This is a genomic window from Pseudopedobacter beijingensis, assembly GCF_042678145.1.
GTDB lineage: Bacteria > Bacteroidota > Bacteroidia > Sphingobacteriales > Sphingobacteriaceae > Pseudopedobacter > Pseudopedobacter beijingensis.
Genome location: NZ_JBHUDG010000015.1, coordinates 180,840 through 198,804, shown reverse-complemented (window position 1 = coordinate 198,804; position 17,965 = coordinate 180,840). Strand labels below are relative to the sequence as shown.

The following is a 17,965-nucleotide window of genomic DNA, read 5'->3' as shown; positions in this document are numbered from 1 at the left end:
TAGAAGAAACATGAAAATCAACATAAAATATTTAATGTTATGCCTGATGTTCTTAGGTATTTCGGGATGTAAGAAAGACCCATTAGATAAACTTCCAGATGGCGTATTAACCCGGGAGCAGGCATATAAAGATCCTGCATTAGCTATGGGATTCTTGGCAGAGATATATGCCGCAATACCTCCATATTTTGATGGTTATGGATTTTACAGAATGCTTGCAGTGAATAGTGACGAAGCAGCCGACAATGATTTGCAGAATGATCCGGGATGGAATGCAGGCAGGTTATCATTAAATTATAATCCTATAGCAGTACAGAATTTAAGGGGAGGGGCTAGCAGCAGACTATGGGATATTTATTGGAATGGTATCCGCCAGGCGAATATTTTTTTGGAAAACATAGACTTTACTCCAGTTGATGATTTGGGAGGGAGCAATGCAATTACAAGCGAACAAAAAAAAATGTGGATTGCAGAGGCCAGATTATTAAGGGCATTTTTTCATGCAGAATTGATAAAATACTACGGAGGCGTAGTTATTACAGAAAAAAGCTTTCCTGTAAGCTTTGATTTTGGTACTCTCAAAAGAAATACTTTTGAAGAATGTGCGAACTGGATTGTTAAAGAATGTGATGACGTATTGCCCGATTTGCCTGTAAGACGCCATCAAAGCGGTACGGCAACAGAAGTGGGCGTTGGCAGAATGACAAAAATGATAGCGCTTGCTATTAAAGCCAGGGTACTTTTATACAATGCGAGTCCTTTAAATAATCCGGAAAACGATATCAATAAATGGAGAGATGCTGCTATTGCCTCTAAAGCTGTGATTGATTTGGCGGAAACTACCGGAGAATATAAGCTATATTATCATACAGATAATTCTCCCGTTTCCAATACTTATGAATTATTCAGACAAAAAGATAATGGTACATCAGAAATGGCAGAAGTTATCTGGCAGCATCCCAATCCTCATAATAGTTTGGGACATTTTGCTTATGTTCACGGTATTCCCAGCGCAGGAAACCATAAAGCAGGCACTAATCCGTCACAGGAATTGGTGGATGCTTTTGAAACAATATCTGGTGAGCCTCCTGTTCTGGGATATGCCGATGAAGACAAGTTAATACCTGTGCTTAATGCAGATGCTGCAGATTATAATCCACAAAATCCTTATGCAAACAGAGATCCAAGACTAACTGCATTTGTGTATTATAACGGAGCTTATTGGGGCAAAAAAGGAGCTAATGATTATTATGTTCAGATATATCAGAATGGATTAGATCAGGTATCCAATAACAGGAGATATACAAGGACAGGGTATTATATCAGAAAATTTATGGACCCAACAAGAGGGAACGGGACTTTAAGTGCGGCAAGTCCATCAGGACAGGCTTATTGGCCTATTTTCCGTTTAGCTGAATTTTACCTTAGCTATGCAGAGGCAGAAAATGAGGTAAATGCCATACCGACTGCAGAGGTATTGAGCGCTCTTAATAAAGTAAGAGCAAGAGCAGGCATGCCTGATATAAAAAGCAAGTTTACTGGCAACAGAGAACTGCTTCGAGAAAGAATAAGGAACGAAAGAAGAGTAGAACTTTGTTTTGAAGAGCATCGCTTTTTTGATGTACGCAGATGGAATATCTTAGATAAGACGGATAAAGCAGTAACGGGTATGCTGGTTACTAAAAATGTGGATAATACATTTAGCTACAGCAGGTTTGTAGCTGAGAAAAGATATGCATGGGCAAATAAATACAAAATATTGCCTATTCCTTTAAATGAAATAACCAATATGCCTTTGCATGGGCAAAATCCGGGTTGGTAACCATTAAAAAATAGAAGATATGTATAGAGATTTAAGAAGAAGTATTTTTCTGACAGTTGGTTTGTCTTTTTTTGCAATAGCTCATTTGCAGTGTTCTAAAAGCAAAGAGGAAGAGTCAAATACTAATCCAGGGAATAATAACAGCAAAAAGCCAAATATTATTGTTATTGTTGCGGAAAGCCACAGGGCAGAAGCGCTTGGAATAATGGGAAATTCGGTTGTTCAGACACCTAACCTGGACAAGCTTGCGAATGATGGTATTGCCTTTATCAATTCTTATGTTACTACAGCCGTTTGTGCGGTAAGCAGGGCAAGCATATTGAGTGGTCAGTATCAGGAAAGACATAAAATAAACAGTTTTGCCGCTAATTTTACTTCATCGGCGTTAAGTCAGACTTATCCCTTGCTTTTGAAAAATGCAGGATATAAAATTGGCTGGGTAGGCATGTTTGGTGTTGGCAATACGCCACCAGCAAGCAGTTTCAATTACTGGCAGGAAAATCTTCCGTGGCAATCTAACGGAGTGCATAATACGGATTTGGTACAACAAAAAGTCTTTGAATTTCTGGATCGCTATCGTGGCGAACAGTTCTGTCTTTCGGTAAACTTTAATGCCGCACATGAAGTAGACGGAACTCCTGCGACTTATCTGGTGCAAGACCGTTATAAAAATACTTATTCTGGTGCAGCCATAGCTGTTCCTGAAACAGCAGATCCTAAATATTGGAATAGTTTTCCCGATTTTTTCAGGACAGATCAGAATATAGCCAGACAAAGATGGTATGGCTTTTTTTCTACTACAGAGCTTCTTCAAAATAATACCCGCAATTATTATCGTTTGCTAACAGGTGTAGACGAAGCTGTTGGATCAATTGTTCAGAAGCTTAAAAATCTGGGAATAGCTGATAATACCATCATTATCTATACTAGTGATCACGGATTTTCTTTAGGAGAACATGGTATGATGGGTAAATGGTATGGTTTTGAAGAGTCTATACGCGTACCAATGATTATTTATGACCCACGCTCTGCAGATCTGAAAAAAGGAAAGGTTTCACAGACATCTCTTAATATTGATATTGCGCCTACTGTTTTGAATATGGCTGGAGTAACTGTACCATCGACCATGCAAGGCGAAAATTTAATAGAAATAGCCAAAGGAAATCAGCCAGACCGCCAGCATTTCTTCTATAGCCATACGGTTTTCAGTGCTCCGCAGCTTCCAAAAGTAGAAGGTATTGTCTCAAAAGATTTTAAGTATATGACTTATACTGAGTACGCTTATGAAGAGCTGTATAACACACAGCAAGACCCAAAAGAAACAACGAATCTTGCGTTAAACCCTTCGTATGCAGCTAAGCTTAATGAAATGAGAAACTTGTATACTCAGGAAAAAGCTGCGGTAAAATAATGAACATTAAAAAAATGGACTATGAAACTTCATAAAGTAAAAATATGGGTTCTGTTCACTGTGTTTACATTGATGTATGCATCTTGTAAAGTAGAAGAAGGAACCGAAGGAACACCACAAAGCAATTACCATAAAAAAGTTCTGGAATTTGTGTCTATAGAAGGACGGGCCGGAGCTGCTAATATTAGTTGGTACAATCCATCTAAAAGAGAGATGGAAGTGACTATTAAGTACACCGATAATAATACAGAAGCAACGTTGCATAAAACATCTTCTGAAAAAAACGATGAACTGCTGATAGAAGGTTTAGAAAACCATGAATATGTTTTTGAAATAATAGTTAATGATACAAAATCAGGTCTGATAACTGAAAAAAAACAATTTAGTGTCCTACCTTTAAAGGTATATTCAATAGAAGATGTAATTGAAACTGTTGTTGCCGAATCCAATTCAGATGGTATTAAATTCTCATGGCAAAACCAGACAGGTAGCGGAATTGATTTGAAGATAACTTATCTGGTTTACGGACAGGAGAAAGTGCTATCTAAAAGTTCAGACATATTAAATGATAATATTTCCATAAGCCGGGCCCCTTCAGGACCAATGGATTTTTTAGTAGAAATTTCAAAAGACGGACAAAAAATTCAAAGAACCATTAGTCTTGTTGTTGAAGATATGGTGATATCCAATAAAAGTGAATGGACAGTAACTACCAATTCATACAGACCTGAAAGTCCTCCGTCTAACCTTGTTGATGGTAATATAAGCACTATATGGCATACACCAACAACAGCCGCTGCCGGTGCGCCAGGATTTCCTTACTGGTTTATAATTGACATGAAAAAAGAAGTCAATATAACTAAAGTGCATCTCTTCAAAAGAGTAGGTACACATAATGGATTTGGAGATTTTGAAGTTTGGGGAAGTACCAACGGAACAGATTTTACCCAGTTAAGCGGAGACACTTTCCATTTGATACAAACTGCTGAATATGATAATGTGGGGCAGAAATTTAATATAAGCGGAAAACCCCGGGTTAAATATTTAAAAATAGTTGCGCTGAAACTTACGCCAACATGGACACCCCAGACAGCCGGTTATACAAGCCTTGCCGAAGTTAATGTTTATGGTGATGAAGATTTTTAAGATGAATAAGAAAATGCAGATAAAGAAAGATTGCCGTTACAGGTTCAGGTATATAATACTTCTGTTCTTTTTGGGCGCTTTACAGGCGTCGGTTAATGCTCAATCTCTTGCCGTAAGTGAATTGACCTGCGAATACCGTAATAATCCGGAAGGAATAGATGTTAAAATTCCCCGTTTAAGCTGGAAACTGTTTTCTAAAAATAGGAATATTGTGCAAACAGCTTATGAGCTCAGGGTTTCAGAAGATATGAAATCTATCGCTAAAGGGAACAATTTATTATGGACATCAGGAAAAATAAGCTCGGGCCAATCAGTACTGGTTGATTATGGAGGGCCGGAGCTAAAATCTCGTCAACGCTATTATTGGCAGGTACGTGTTTGGGATAATAAAGGAAATATCTCGCCGTGGAGTGAGGTGAAGTACTGGGAAATGGGATTGCTTAGTGCCAAAGAATGGCATGCAAAGTGGATACAAACGGCAGAAGAGACTAACGGAAAGCCAATGCCTAGTCCAATGTTCAGAAAAGAGTTTAAAGCTGTTAAGCAATTGCATAGGGCAAAGCTGTATATAACCTCTCATGGATTATATGAAGCCAGAATTAATGGAAAACGAGTAGGAAACGATTATTTTACTCCTGGCTGGACAAGTTATCATAAACGTTTGCAATATCAGGTTTATGATGTGCTCCCTTTATTAAAAGAAGGTAATAATGCCACGTTGGTGACATTGGGAGATGGATGGTATAGGGGTTATCTGGAGTTTAACAATAAGCGCAATCTGTACGGAAAAGAACTTGCTTTATTGTACCAGCTTGAACTGGAATATGCAGACGGGAGCAAAGAGCTAATAGTATCAGACAATAGCTGGAAATATTCGTTCGATGGACCAATCCGTTTTTCTGACATCTATAATGGTGAGACTTACGATGCCCGAATGGAAAATAAAGCTGTTTGGCAACCAGGATATAATGATAGCAAATGGAAGAATGTGCGGGAAGCAGATATAGACAAAAGCAAGCTTGTTGCAAGTAATAATGTGCCGGTAAGAAAACATGAGGTTTTTAAGCCTGTAAAATATATTACTACTCCCAAAGGCGAACAGGTAATAGATTTTGGACAAAATCTGGTAGGTTGGGTACAGATTAAATTACAAGGTAAAGCCGGCGATTCCATTATATTGCATCATGCAGAAGTGCTGGATAAAGCCGGGAATTTTTATACAGATAATTTAAGAGGAGCTAAACAAGAGAATAAATACCTTTTCAAAGGTGAAGGGATAGAAGCGTGGGAACCTCATTTTACATTCCAGGGATTTCGTTATATCAGGATAAAAGGTTATAATGGAAAGTTAGACTCTACAAATGTGAAAGCTTTTGCTGTATATTCTGATATGAGCAGTACAGGAACATTTAGTACATCAAACCCTCTGTTAAATCAGTTACAGCACAATATACAATGGGGACAGAAAGGCAATTTTCTGGATGTGCCTACAGACTGTCCGCAACGTGATGAGCGCTTGGGATGGACTGGCGATGCTCAGGTGTTTTTCAATACTGCCGCTTATAACATGAATGTTGCCGGATTTTTTACCAAATGGCTGCAAGATCTAAAAGCAGACCAGCTTAAGAACGGGAATGTGCCGGTTGTTATTCCGAATGTCCGCGAAGAACGTTATTCGGGAACGGCAGCCTGGGCAGATGCAGCAACAATAATTCCATGGAATTTTTATGTAGCGTATGGAGACAAGAGGTTATTGGAAGAACAATATGACAGTATGAAAGCCTGGGTGAATTTTATAGAAACCACCAGTAAAAATAATCTTTCAACAGTGGGATCAAGCTATGGCGATTGGCTGTTCTATACTCCTGTAGATGACAGGTACGGTAAAGGAGCTATCACAGACCGGAATCTGATTGCACAGGCTTTTTATGTATACTCGACACAGCTAATGATTAATGCCGCAGAAGTATTGGGCAAAACAGAGGATGCAAATAAGTACAAAAAGCTTTTGCCATTGATAAAAGAGGCCTTTGCAAAAGAATACCTTACTCCAAACGGAAGACTGGTCTCATCAACACAGACAGCTTATGTATTGGCACTGCAATTTGATATTCTGCCTGAAAATTTAAGAAAGCAGGCTGCAGAAAGGTTAGTTGAAAATATAAAGGAATACAATTATCATTTAACAACAGGTTTTGTAGGAACACCTTATTTGTGCCATGTACTGACCCGTTTTGGATATAATGACATAGCTTACAAATTGTTGCTTCAGGAAACTTATCCTTCATGGTTATTTCAGGTTAAAAGAGGTGCAACAACAGTTTGGGAGCGTTGGGACGGTATAAAAGCAGACGGAACTTTCCAAAATAAGTTCATGAACTCTTTTAACCATTATTCCTATGGAGCTATTGGCGAATGGATGTACAAAACTATCAGCGGTATAAAACCTGATGATACTAATTCAGGATACAGACATTTTACCGTTGCGCCACAACCGGGAGGAGCGTTAACAAAAGCCGATGCAGAGCTGGAAACGCTATATGGTAAAATAAGGTCGAAATGGAAGATAGAGAATGGATTGTTTAAGCTGGAAGCAACTGTTCCTGCAAATTCTATGGCAACAATTATACTTTCTAATACAACTGTATCGGCAATTAAGGAAAGCGGAAAATCCCTGTTGCAATCATTGTCACAAGAAAATATAAAGGAGGAAGGGAACAATGTTATTATTAAAGTTGGTTCAGGAAATTATGCTTTTGAATGTACCTATTAAGCTACTTTAAAAATTAGTATATAAACCAAAAAGAAATCAGTTAAATAAATATTGGTATAAATCTCTCATTACAATCCGGCAAATACCTGTACCGGATTGTAGTGCGGGGATAGATATGCCCATACCACAATCTTATTGTTTCACGCACCTTTTGGGTATACAGGGTGCATAAAATTTATTAATATGTTTAAAATCAATTACTTATTTGTAGTTCTTGTGTTAAGCCTATGTTTGGCTCTTGATGTAAAAGGACAAGAATATGTTGCCGATCCGGGATTTGTTGCCGGAACAGGTGTAAATAGTACAGTTTGGGATATCGAGCTTCAAAGTGATGGGAAAATAATTGTACTGGGAACGTTTTCTGCTTATAATGGGGTCCCAGTAAATGGTATTATGCGTTTGAACAGTGACGGAAGCTTAGATAATGCTTATCAGGCAAATATGGGAAGCGGTTTTGGGGACTTGCCTTCAAAGGTTCCTGTGAAAGGTTTTTTACATACTGACGGTTCTTTGTATGTGATTGGTTCTTTCTCTTCTCTGAATGGAAAAACTGTACAAGGCCTGGCAAAAATAAAAGCTGACGGTACACCTGATGATATTTTTAATAATAATCTGGGGACAGGATTTACCTTAGGAGGAAGTGTAACTACAGGAACTCCTACGGTTTATAGTGTCGCTTTCCAGTCTGATGGGAAGATTGTTATTGGCGGTTATTTTGGAGCATTTAATGGTCTCTCTACAGTTAAGCATTTTCTGAGACTTAATTCTGACGGAACGTTAGACAATACTTTTAACGGAAATGGAAAGTTTGATCAGCAAGTGAGAGATGTAGCAATTACATCGGATGGGAAAATTATTGTAGCCGGGTATTATGGCAATTACCAAAGTTCTCCTGCCGTGGCTGTCGGTAAAATAGCTCGTCTAAATAGTGATGGTACATTGGATGCTGCTTTTAATGCGGGAGGCACAGGATTTAACAATGCGAATTTTGCTATAGCATTACAGCCAGATGGTAAAATTATAGTAGCAGGGGCTTCTGTATCTTACAATGGAAATGCAGCTGCCAGTGACAAGATAACCCGTTTAAATAGTGATGGCACATTGGATGCAAGTTTTAATACAGGAGGTACAGGAGTAAATACAGGAACAACTCATCCGCAGTATATAGCAGTACAGAACGATGGTAAAATTGTTGTATATGGAGAAGGTATTACGGCATACAACGGTACAGCTGTAAGTCCGGCTAATATTATCAGGCTAAATGCTAATGGTACTTTAGATAATACTTTAAATATTATAACTGATTTTTCTAATATTACAACTGTGAGAGCTTTTGTTAAAGATAATGATGGAAAACTATTAATAGGAGGCTCAAACAATAGGTTTGTTCGTCTGGTAGACAAAAGCACTTTGCCGGTAAATCTGCTTTCTTTTACAGCGAAATCAGAGAAAAACGATATTATACTTTCCTGGAAAACAGCTTCTGAAAAAGATAATGATATTTTTATTGTAGAAAGAAGTACAGATGCCGTTAACTGGTTAGAAATAGGTTGGCTAAAAGGAGCTGGAACAAACAACGAAACGGTCAATTATCAGTTACATGATCATAAGCCTTTAAATGGATTATCCTATTACAGACTTATCCAAAAAGATAATAATGGAAAAATAACAGTATTTGATCCCATTAGTTTAAATTATAGTTTATCTGAAGGCAATAATATAAAAGTTTATCCTAATCCCTTTGTTAATATCATAAATATAGAACTTGGTTTTAAAGAAGGAAACATATTAATTACAGATATTCAGGGGAAAACTATCTATCAAAAATCCTTTGCAGAGGAAGGAAATATAATAGTAAATATTGGTAATGTTGGTTCGGGTATCTACAATATTTCTGTTATATCAAAGAATGGAGAGATATTCAATAGAAAACTGATAAAGGTTAATTAATCAATTGATAGAATAACGCTGGCAGGGGGGATCAAATTTGGTGCATAATCCTGTCAGCGTTTTATCATTCCTGCCATGAATAGATAATAGCGTTCTTACATCTTTAATAAAAAAGCTTAATAATGCGTTTAAAAAAAATATATACTATACTTTTTACTTACCTTTTTTTTAATCTCCCATTTTTTATTTCAGAAGCTGATGCTCAAATAAAGCCTGTTCATCTAAGATGCGAGTATAAAAATACACCGGTAATAGATATTGCAGAGCCCAGATTGAGCTGGGAGTTAGTGTCTAATAGAAATAATCAGACACAGTCTGCCTATCAAATTATAGTTGCAAGTTCAGTTAAACTGCTTACAGAAAATGGAGCAGATATTTGGAATAGCGGTAAGGTATTGTCAAATTCTACAAATCAAATTGGGTTTAAAGGGAAGAAACTATTATCAGGAAAAGTTTATTATTGGAAAGTACGCAGCTGGGACAAGTCGGGTAGAGCAAGTGCATGGAGTAAAGCCTCGACATGGGAAACAGGGTTTTTAAAAAGAGAAGACTGGATCGCAAAATGGATTGGTTATAATTTGGATTCTTTAAACAAAAACAAAACCTATCATTTACCGCCAGCGCCTTATCTGAGAAAGGAAGCGAACGTAAATAAAAAAATAAAGACAGCCCGTTTGTATGTTACCTCTTTAGGATTGTATGAGTTTTATATCAATGGAAAACGCATAGGCGAAGATTTTTTTCAGCCAGGCTGGACAGACTATCATAAGCGGGTTTATTATCAGGTTTACGATATCACTAAGAATATCCGGCAGGGGAAAAATGCATTTGCTTCTATTCTTTCTTACGGCTGGTATTCGGGGTATTTAGGTTATGCGATGCTGGTAAAAAGTCCTCAGGTGAGAGCTTTTTATGGAGATACTCCAAAACTAAAGGCACAAATAGAAATAGAATATGCTGGTGGAGAGAAAGAATACATTGTAACAGACGAAACCTGGTTTGCAAACCAAGGTCCTTTGACAGAAAGTGATATCCTTAACGGAGAAACTTATGATGCCCGTTTGGAATTACAGGGCTGGGATAAGCCCGGTTATAATCAGCATGGATGGAAATCAGCAGTTGTATATCCTGAAAATGAAAATCAGGCATTAGAGATTTATCCCGGTAATCCGGTTAGGATATATAAAGAGTTAAAAGCAAAAAAAATTATCCCACGTCCAAATGGAAAGTATATTGTAGATTTTGGCCAGAATTTTTCCGGTATTATTAGACTAAAAGTAAAGGGAGCTGAGGGTGATAGTATTATATTAAGATATGGAGAAATGCTCCATCCGGATGGAAAGTTAATGACGGAAAACCTTCGAAAAGCAAGAGCTGCCGACACTTATATTTTAAAAGGAGATATGAAAGAAGAAGTCTGGCAGCCAGGATTTACTTACCATGGTTTCCAATATGTAGAAATCTCAGGATTGAGAAAAGCCCCTTCTGAAGAAACAGTTATAGGACTGGTATTGAGCTCATCTGTTCCAGTGACAGGAGATTTTGAAACAGACAATGCAATGGTTAATAAGCTATATAAAAACATTGTGTGGACACAGCTGTCAAATTATTTTGATATTCCGACAGATTGTCCGCAACGTGACGAGAGACTGGGATGGACAGGGGATGCGCATGTTTATATCAAATCGGCAATTTACAATAATGATATAAGCGCTTTTTTTACAAAATGGATGACGGATCTGAATGATGCACAGTTGTCTAATGGGGCCTATCCATCGTATGCTCCTATGCCAATGAAAGATGGAGTAGCTATGATCAGAAAGACAGACAGCTACTCTCCGGGTTGGATGGAAGCCGGTATAATATGTACTTATGAACTTTATAAAGCCTACGCAGATACCAGACTGATTGAAAAATATTGGAGCAACATGCTGCGATTTATGAAGTTTTTAGAAACAAAAAGCAAAGGAGAATATATATTTAAGGAGAGATCTTTTGAGGATATCCATCCTAAGGGAGGTTATGGTGACTGGCTTTCTGTTGGTAAGCAAACCTCTCCTGATTTGTTAGCCACTATGTATTACGCTTATTGTGCTGCTTTGATGAGCGAAATGGCAAGAGCCATTCAAAAGACAGAAGATAAATTATTCTTTGATAAGGTGTTTGAAAATGTGAAAAAAAAGCTTTATGAACATTATACAGACAAAACCGGGCAATTTAAAGTAGATTCTGATATTTATGGAAACGGAGCAGGATATTCTCATTACAATCCTCAAAAAGGTTTTGGCGGACATACACAAACAGCTTATGCCAACGCAATATACATGAGGCTTTTGTCTCGGGAAGACACCCAGAAAGCTGGGAATTATCTCAAAGAGCTTATTTTAAAGAACTCCGGAAAATTATCGACAGGTTTTTTGGGAGTAAAGCCGTTGCTTCCTGCTTTATCTGCTACAGACAATGGAGACATGGCTTATAAACTGCTGTTATCTACAGAGTACCCTTCGTGGGGATTTGAGGTGGTAAACGGGGCAACAACAATTTGGGAAAGATGGAACAGTTATACCAAAGAAAAGGGATTTGAAAATAATGCAGGAATGAATTCTTTTAATCATTATTCCTTTGGTGCTGTTAATGAATGGATGTTTGGCAATATGGCAGGTATAAAAAATGAAACTCCCGGATACAGGACATTTATTATAAAACCGGAAATACCTGAGCAAGGTATCAATCGTGTCAGGGCAAATTACAGATCAATTAATGGCAATATTGTTTCGGGCTGGAAAAAAATTGGCAGAAAACTGGAAATGGAAGCAATAATCCCTGTGAATACATCTGCATGGATTTATATACCATCAAGCTCCACGGATAAAATATCCATTAATGGCAAACAATTAAAGAAAAGTATTTACTATGCTAATACCGAAACAGCAGGCAATAAGGTAAAGGTTAAACTGGGATCGGGAAGTTACAAGATTGACTGTTTATTAGAATAATAAATAAATCTATATTATTAATTATAGTTGATAGATGTAGTAAGGGGGATTCTTTAAATAATAACTAAGAGCCTTTCCTATCAATATAAGGGAAGGCTCTTATTTTTTAAGGTACTTTTATGTTGTACTTATTCATGTTAATTTAATAACTTAGTAACATTATAGGCCTAAATTCGTTCAGCGCAATGAATGATATCGAAACTAACAAATATGAGTTAATCAGAAGATTTTCAGAAGGTGACGAAAAAGCTTTCCTGCAAATCTTTAATTCTTATCATAAGAAAATTTTTCCTTTTGTTCAGAAATATGTTCATTCCTCTGATTTGGCGAAAGACCTTACTCAGGAAGTTTTTGTGAAGATATGGGAGCAAAGAGAAAAGTTATCTGAGATAAAAGCGTTTAAATCATACCTTTTTACAGTAGCTAAGAATCATACCTTAAATGCGTTAAAAAAAGCCTCCCGTTCTCAGGAAGTTATGGGCGAAATAGTGGAAGCTTATCTTGTAGGAAACAATACTACAGAAGAAAAACTGCTTGATAAGGAATACCTATTCTATTTAAATAAAGCATTAGCACAATTACCGGAAAGAAGTCGTGAGATTTTTAGATTGTGCCGCGAACAGAAAAAAACATACGAAGAAGTAGCTTCTATTATGGGCATTTCCAGAAATGCAGTTAAAAATCACATGGTTTTATCTATGAAGCATTTAAGAAAAAGCGTTGAAGGAGAATTAGGGATATCTTTAAGTATTCTAATAGTTGCTTTCTTCAAATAACAAACCTATTTAATTTCATTAAAAAACTTTATTGAATAACTGCGGGAGTGCTTATTCATCCTATTTCAGTAAGTGTATTAAGCTTTTGTGCTTATAGCGAATATTTGATAATCATTCGGGATTTGAAAGGTTTTAACAGAGGTACAATACTGCCGTAAGTATACCGTAGTATGACCATTAGCGAACCGATAGTATATACTTAGTGGGCTTTTGCGGACTTTAGTGGAGTTTTATGGGCTTTTACGGAGTTTGTGAAGGTTTTGGAGTTGAAGATGTTAAGTTAAGAAAAAATATCTAAATCATATATATTGTTTTTTACCAATCTGGGACTTGTATGGTAGAATGTTTAAGTCCTATCAAAAAAAACAAAAAATCTGCTACCCTATATTACATTTTTATTGTCTTAGTAGTAAAGAGTAAATATTGAATGGAAGATAAGTTCTATAAAGAGTTAGTTGATAGATATCTGCAAAGAAAATTGGACGAAGAAGAATTGCAGGTGTTTTTTCATTTATTACATGAAGGTAAACTGGAAAAATATCTGTCAGAATCAATGGATAATGATTTGTATGATAGTTCAGTTGATGTAGAGCCATCAATATTTAAACACAGATATATTAAATATGTCTATAGAGTTGCAGCAGTTTTGGCAATTGTTGGACTGGCATTTTCACTCTATTTTTATTCGTATCACAATGGTGGAAGTAATGAAGTTATTGTAACACGGACTGTTGCTCCGGTTGTACCGGGAGGTAATAATGCTGTTTTAACGTTAAGTAATGGTAAGCATATTATACTGAACGATGTTGCTAATGGTACCTTAGAACAAAATAAGAGCTTTTCTGTGGAGAAACAGAAAGACGGACTATTGGTTTTTAATGCAAACCATATTATAGCTAAAGAAAAAAATACAGGCTTTAACAAGATAGAAACACCAAGAGGTGGAATCTATCAGGTAATTCTGCCTGATGGTTCTCATGTTTGGCTAAATAGTGCTTCAAGTATTACATTTCCGACCCAATTTACTGAAAGTGAGCGTAAGGTTTCCATAAAAGGGGAAGCTTATTTTGAAGTGGCTCACAATAAAAAGAAACCTTTTAAAGTATTAAGTAACAACCAGGAGATAGTAGTGTTGGGGACTAAATTTAATGTGAATGCTTATAATGACGAGCTGCTAACCCGGACAACATTGCTTGAAGGGAGCGTAAAAGTAAGTACACCTGCAATATCGCAGTTATTGAAGCCTGGTTACCAGGCACAAATGAGAGATATAGGACATCTTGATGTCAAGCGGGCAGATTTAGAATCTGTTATGGCATGGAAAGATGGTTTTTTTCAGTTTGATAGGGTAGATATCCAAACACTTATGCGTCAGCTGGCAAGATGGTATGATATTGAAATAGAATATAAAGGAGAGGTGCCAAAAGATGAGTTTGTTGGCAAAATTAAGCGTAATGCGGACATTGATAATGTACTGGAGGTACTCAGGTATGGGAAAGTGAAATTTCAGTTAATAGGAAGAAAACTAATTATCGGATAAAAAATAATAGTGCTTATGGTTAAAAACTAAGAGTCGAATGAACAAAAAACGGAAGTGCTACCAACACTCCCGTCAAAAGCCTTTAGAAGGCTGTTCAAATCTGGAAAGAATTATTAATCGCGAATCAATAACCTTTAATTTAAACATTACAAAAGTATGAAAATAATCTTTTGTGGGAAAATACCAATCCGTGAAATACACTCGTCGAAAATTTTTTTGGTAATGAAACTCACTGCTTTTTTAATCACGCTCGGCATACTTCAGGTAAGTGCAAAAAGCTACTCGCAGAAAATTAATTTTTCTGGAGAGAGCATACGCGTAGAGAAAGTTTTGAAGGCAATAGAAAAGCAAACCGGCTATTACCTTTTTTATAAATACAATGAGATTAAGGATGCAAAAGTCATTAATAATCTTGATTTAAAAAATGTAGAACTCAAGCAGGCACTTTCCGAAATTTTTAAAGATCAGCCCTTCGAGTATTTTTTAAAAGAGAATACCATCATTATCAATAAAAAAGAGAATACAAAATCTTTTGAAGTTCCTTTTCAGCAGATATTTATTAATGTGAAGGGAACTGTAGTTGATGAAAAAGGTGAAGCTTTGCCAGGGGCAAGTGTAAGGGTAAAGAATGGAAGTCAGGGAACTATGACGGATGCAGAAGGAGGATTTACCATTAGAAATATTACCGAAGGCGCCATCCTGTTGATCACGTTCACTGGTTTTGAAACCAGAGAAATAGAGGTGAAAGGCAATACTGATTTACGTATAGCATTAAAAACAGCGCAATCAAAATTAGATGAAATTGTGGTGGTAGGTTATGGTAGCCAGAGAAAAGAGCTGGTTACAAGTGCTATAGGAAGTGTGAAGTTTAAAGACGAAGATATTAGACAGGTTTCGTCTCCGGCTAGAATGTTAGAAGGTAGAATAGCAGGGGTAAATCTATCATTAGGATCTGGAAATTTGGCTTCTGGAGAACGCATCTCAATTAGAGGAACGTCCTCTATTAGTGCAGGGAATAATCCTTTATATGTTGTAGATGGTGTTCCTATCAATAACTCTAATATGTCTATTTATGATTTTGGTGAAACTTACAGTCCACTTGCTGCATTCAACCATGCAGATATCGAATCTATAGAGGTATTAAAAGATGCCGCTTCTGCTGCAATATATGGCTCCAGAGCGAGTAATGGGGTTATTCTGATTACTACAAAATCGGGAAAAAACGGAAAAAACATTGTAAAAGTGGATGTAACTACTGGGTTTTCTGAGTTTGCGGATAAGAATAAGTTGAAAATAGCCAATTCGGATTTATATGTATTACAATTTAATGAGGGACAGGAAAACTATAATAAACAATATGGTTTAAAAGTTGGAGATGCAAATTACAAGCTTCCTATTTCTAATCCGTTTGGAAATATGCCCGATACTGATTGGTTAGGTCTTATTTTGCAGAAGGGGTATTTTAAAAATGTTAATACCAATTTTTCTGGCGGAACAGGGAAAACTCAATATTATGTAGGTATAGGAGTAACAGACCAGGAAGGGGTTGTCCATAATAATTCTATTAAAAAATACAATCTGAATACCAAATTCAGCCATCAATTTAACGATTGGTTAGAAATAGGATTCAATAATATGGGGAATTATATCCGTAATAATCAGGTTCCCGGAGCAAATCTTGGATCTACTATTTTGGCCAGGGCAATTGAACAAAGGCCTTTTGACAGACCTTATAAACCTAATGGGGATTATTATGTTGGCGGGACTGATGAGTTGATGCGTCATAACCCTATTCAGATCTTAAATGAACAAACTGCTTATGTAGATAACTTCAGGTATTTAGGAACTTATTATGGTAAAATCAACTTTAATGACCACCTGTCTTTCAGATCTTCTTTTAGTGCAGATATAGGTTATACTTATGATTATACTTATTATAATGAGAAACATCCTTACGGAACGGGAGTTGGGAGGTTGTTGGATGATAATCGTTTAATACAAAACTATCTGACAGAAAATGTTCTGAATTATACCAACACTTTTGGGAAATATACTTTAAGCGGTTTATTAGGACATTCTTTCCAAAAACAGCAAAGTAGAAATACCAACGTAGATGCTCGTGGATTTGCTACACCATCTTTGGGAGTGGTATCTGTGGCTTCTGAAATAACTAGCGCCAGTGGTTCGGCCAGTGAATATGCACTAGAATCTTATTTTGGTAGAGCAACGGTTTCTTATGATGATAAGTATATGTTTACAGGTACTCTAAGAGCCGATGGTTCCTCTAAATTCAGATCAGATCACAGATGGGGTATATTCCCTTCATTGTCGTTTGGTTGGAATATTTCTAAGGAGGAGTTTATGGATGGAACAAATCTGGATTTGAAACTGAGAACGAGTTATGGAAAAACGGGTAATCAGGAAGGTATCGGAAATTATGCCTATCAGCCTTTAATTGCGGGAGGTCAAAATTATGGTGGAATTAGTGGGATCTCTGTTTCTACTTTTGGTAACGAAGACCTGACCTGGGAAAAGGCAGATCAATATGATGCAGGATTTGATATTTCGCTATTCAACAGAAAGGTAGATTTATCATTAGATGCTTATTACAAGAAAACTACAGATTTATTGTACAGCCGACCTATCCACGCCACAAGTGGTATGACAAGTATCATATCTAACATAGGGTCTATGGAAAATAAAGGGATAGAGCTATCTGTTAATACTCATTTCAAATTAGGACCGGTAGCATGGAATTCCAGTTTTAATATAGCGCATAATAAGAATAAAATTTTATCGCTGATAGATAATGAGAACAAGCCTATTTCTATAGGTGATAACAGGGCATTAATGGTGGGGCGAGATATAGGGTCATATTATCTTTTTCAGTCACAAGGTTTATATCAATATGATGGGGAAGTTCCTCAAAAACAGTTTGATCTTGGAGTTAGGGCAGGAGATGTTAGATGGACAGATTTGGATGATAACGAAATCATTAATGATAATGACAGGGTTGTAGTGGGTTCGTCAAACCCTAAATTTTCGGGTGGCTGGAACAACAGTTTTAAGTATAAGAGACTACAACTAGATGTTTTGGCAACTTATAGCTATGGCGCAAATATTTACGCAGCATGGAAACCTAATGGATTGGGACGTATAGGTTACAGATTTGCCCAGTTGGAGGAATATATTGACAATCGTTGGACTGGATCGGGTACAACCAATGTTTATCCACGAGCGATTGCCAGCGAAACATTCAATACGCGTAATTCCACAAGATTTCTGGAAGATGCTTCATTTATCAGATTGCGGGCGCTTACGCTTGGGTATTTATTGCCAGAGTTGACAGTGAAAAAGTTTAAGGTAAGTCAGATCAGATTGTTTGCACAGGCAGATAATTTGTTTTTATGGACAAAATATTCGGGATGGGACCCTGAAGTCAATACCAATCTGGATCCGAGATTTTCAGGGGTTGATAACCTGAATAATCCTCAGCCAAGAACCTATAGTATTGGAGCAAATATTAGTTTTTAACATTCAGCTGTACAAAC

At 36.8% G+C, this 17,965-nt stretch carries 9 protein-coding genes; all 9 read left to right on the top strand.

The features are described from left to right. Nucleotides 1-10: 10 nt before the first annotated feature. Complete coding sequence (locus ACFSAH_RS10330; protein WP_379662653.1) at nt 11-1,822, top strand: RagB/SusD family nutrient uptake outer membrane protein; 1,812 nt, start codon at nt 11-13, stop codon at nt 1,820-1,822. Nucleotides 1,823-1,841: 19 nt separating this feature from the next. Next, on the top strand, nt 1,842-3,233 hold the full coding sequence (locus ACFSAH_RS10325) for a sulfatase-like hydrolase/transferase (RefSeq protein ID WP_379662652.1): 1,392 nt from the start codon (nt 1,842-1,844) through the stop codon (nt 3,231-3,233). A 21-nt stretch (nt 3,234-3,254) separates the two neighbouring features. Then, nucleotides 3,255-4,379: a discoidin domain-containing protein gene (locus ACFSAH_RS10320; protein ID WP_379662651.1), complete on the top strand. Its 1,125-nt coding sequence runs from the start codon at nt 3,255-3,257 to the stop codon at nt 4,377-4,379. After that, entirely contained in the window at nt 4,366-7,152 is a 2,787-nt protein-coding gene (locus tag ACFSAH_RS10315; protein ID WP_379662650.1) for a family 78 glycoside hydrolase catalytic domain, read from the top strand. Before ACFSAH_RS10320 ends, ACFSAH_RS10315 begins: the two co-directional genes overlap by 14 nt. Before the next feature lie 183 nt (nt 7,153-7,335). Next, nucleotides 7,336-9,102: a T9SS type A sorting domain-containing protein gene (locus ACFSAH_RS10310; RefSeq protein WP_379662649.1), complete on the top strand. Its 1,767-nt coding sequence runs from the start codon at nt 7,336-7,338 to the stop codon at nt 9,100-9,102. Between the two features lie 122 nt (nt 9,103-9,224). Then, nucleotides 9,225-12,098: a family 78 glycoside hydrolase catalytic domain gene (locus tag ACFSAH_RS10305; RefSeq protein WP_379662648.1), complete on the top strand. Its 2,874-nt coding sequence runs from the start codon at nt 9,225-9,227 to the stop codon at nt 12,096-12,098. Nucleotides 12,099-12,283: 185 nt separating this feature from the next. After that, the gene (locus ACFSAH_RS10300) at nt 12,284-12,874 is read left to right on the top strand and encodes an RNA polymerase sigma factor (RefSeq protein WP_379662647.1); all 591 of its coding nucleotides are present in this window, start codon (nt 12,284-12,286) and stop codon (nt 12,872-12,874) included. A 427-nt stretch (nt 12,875-13,301) separates the two neighbouring features. Then, a complete protein-coding gene (locus ACFSAH_RS10295) occupies nt 13,302-14,414 on the top strand; it encodes a FecR family protein (protein ID WP_379662646.1) in 1,113 nt (370 codons plus the stop codon). A gap of 156 nt (nt 14,415-14,570) precedes the next feature. After that, on the top strand, nt 14,571-17,948 hold the full coding sequence (locus ACFSAH_RS10290; RefSeq protein WP_379662645.1) for a SusC/RagA family TonB-linked outer membrane protein: 3,378 nt from the start codon (nt 14,571-14,573) through the stop codon (nt 17,946-17,948). The last annotated feature ends 17 nt before the right edge of the window (nt 17,949-17,965 follow it).

Excerpts from the sequence above, each read along its gene's own strand:
- ACFSAH_RS10330 (WP_379662653.1), top strand. The coding sequence starts at position 11 with ATGAAAATCAACATAAAATATTTAATGTTATGCCTGATGTTCTTAGGT.
- ACFSAH_RS10325 (WP_379662652.1), top strand. The coding sequence starts at position 1,842 with ATGTATAGAGATTTAAGAAGAAGTATTTTTCTGACAGTTGGTTTGTCT.
- ACFSAH_RS10320 (WP_379662651.1), top strand. The coding sequence starts at position 3,255 with ATGAAACTTCATAAAGTAAAAATATGGGTTCTGTTCACTGTGTTTACA.
- ACFSAH_RS10315 (WP_379662650.1), top strand. The coding sequence starts at position 4,366 with ATGAAGATTTTTAAGATGAATAAGAAAATGCAGATAAAGAAAGATTGC.
- ACFSAH_RS10310 (WP_379662649.1), top strand. The coding sequence starts at position 7,336 with ATGTTTAAAATCAATTACTTATTTGTAGTTCTTGTGTTAAGCCTATGT.
- ACFSAH_RS10305 (WP_379662648.1), top strand. The coding sequence starts at position 9,225 with ATGCGTTTAAAAAAAATATATACTATACTTTTTACTTACCTTTTTTTT.
- ACFSAH_RS10300 (WP_379662647.1), top strand. The coding sequence starts at position 12,284 with ATGAATGATATCGAAACTAACAAATATGAGTTAATCAGAAGATTTTCA.
- ACFSAH_RS10295 (WP_379662646.1), top strand. The coding sequence starts at position 13,302 with ATGGAAGATAAGTTCTATAAAGAGTTAGTTGATAGATATCTGCAAAGA.
- ACFSAH_RS10290 (WP_379662645.1), top strand. The coding sequence starts at position 14,571 with ATGAAAATAATCTTTTGTGGGAAAATACCAATCCGTGAAATACACTCG.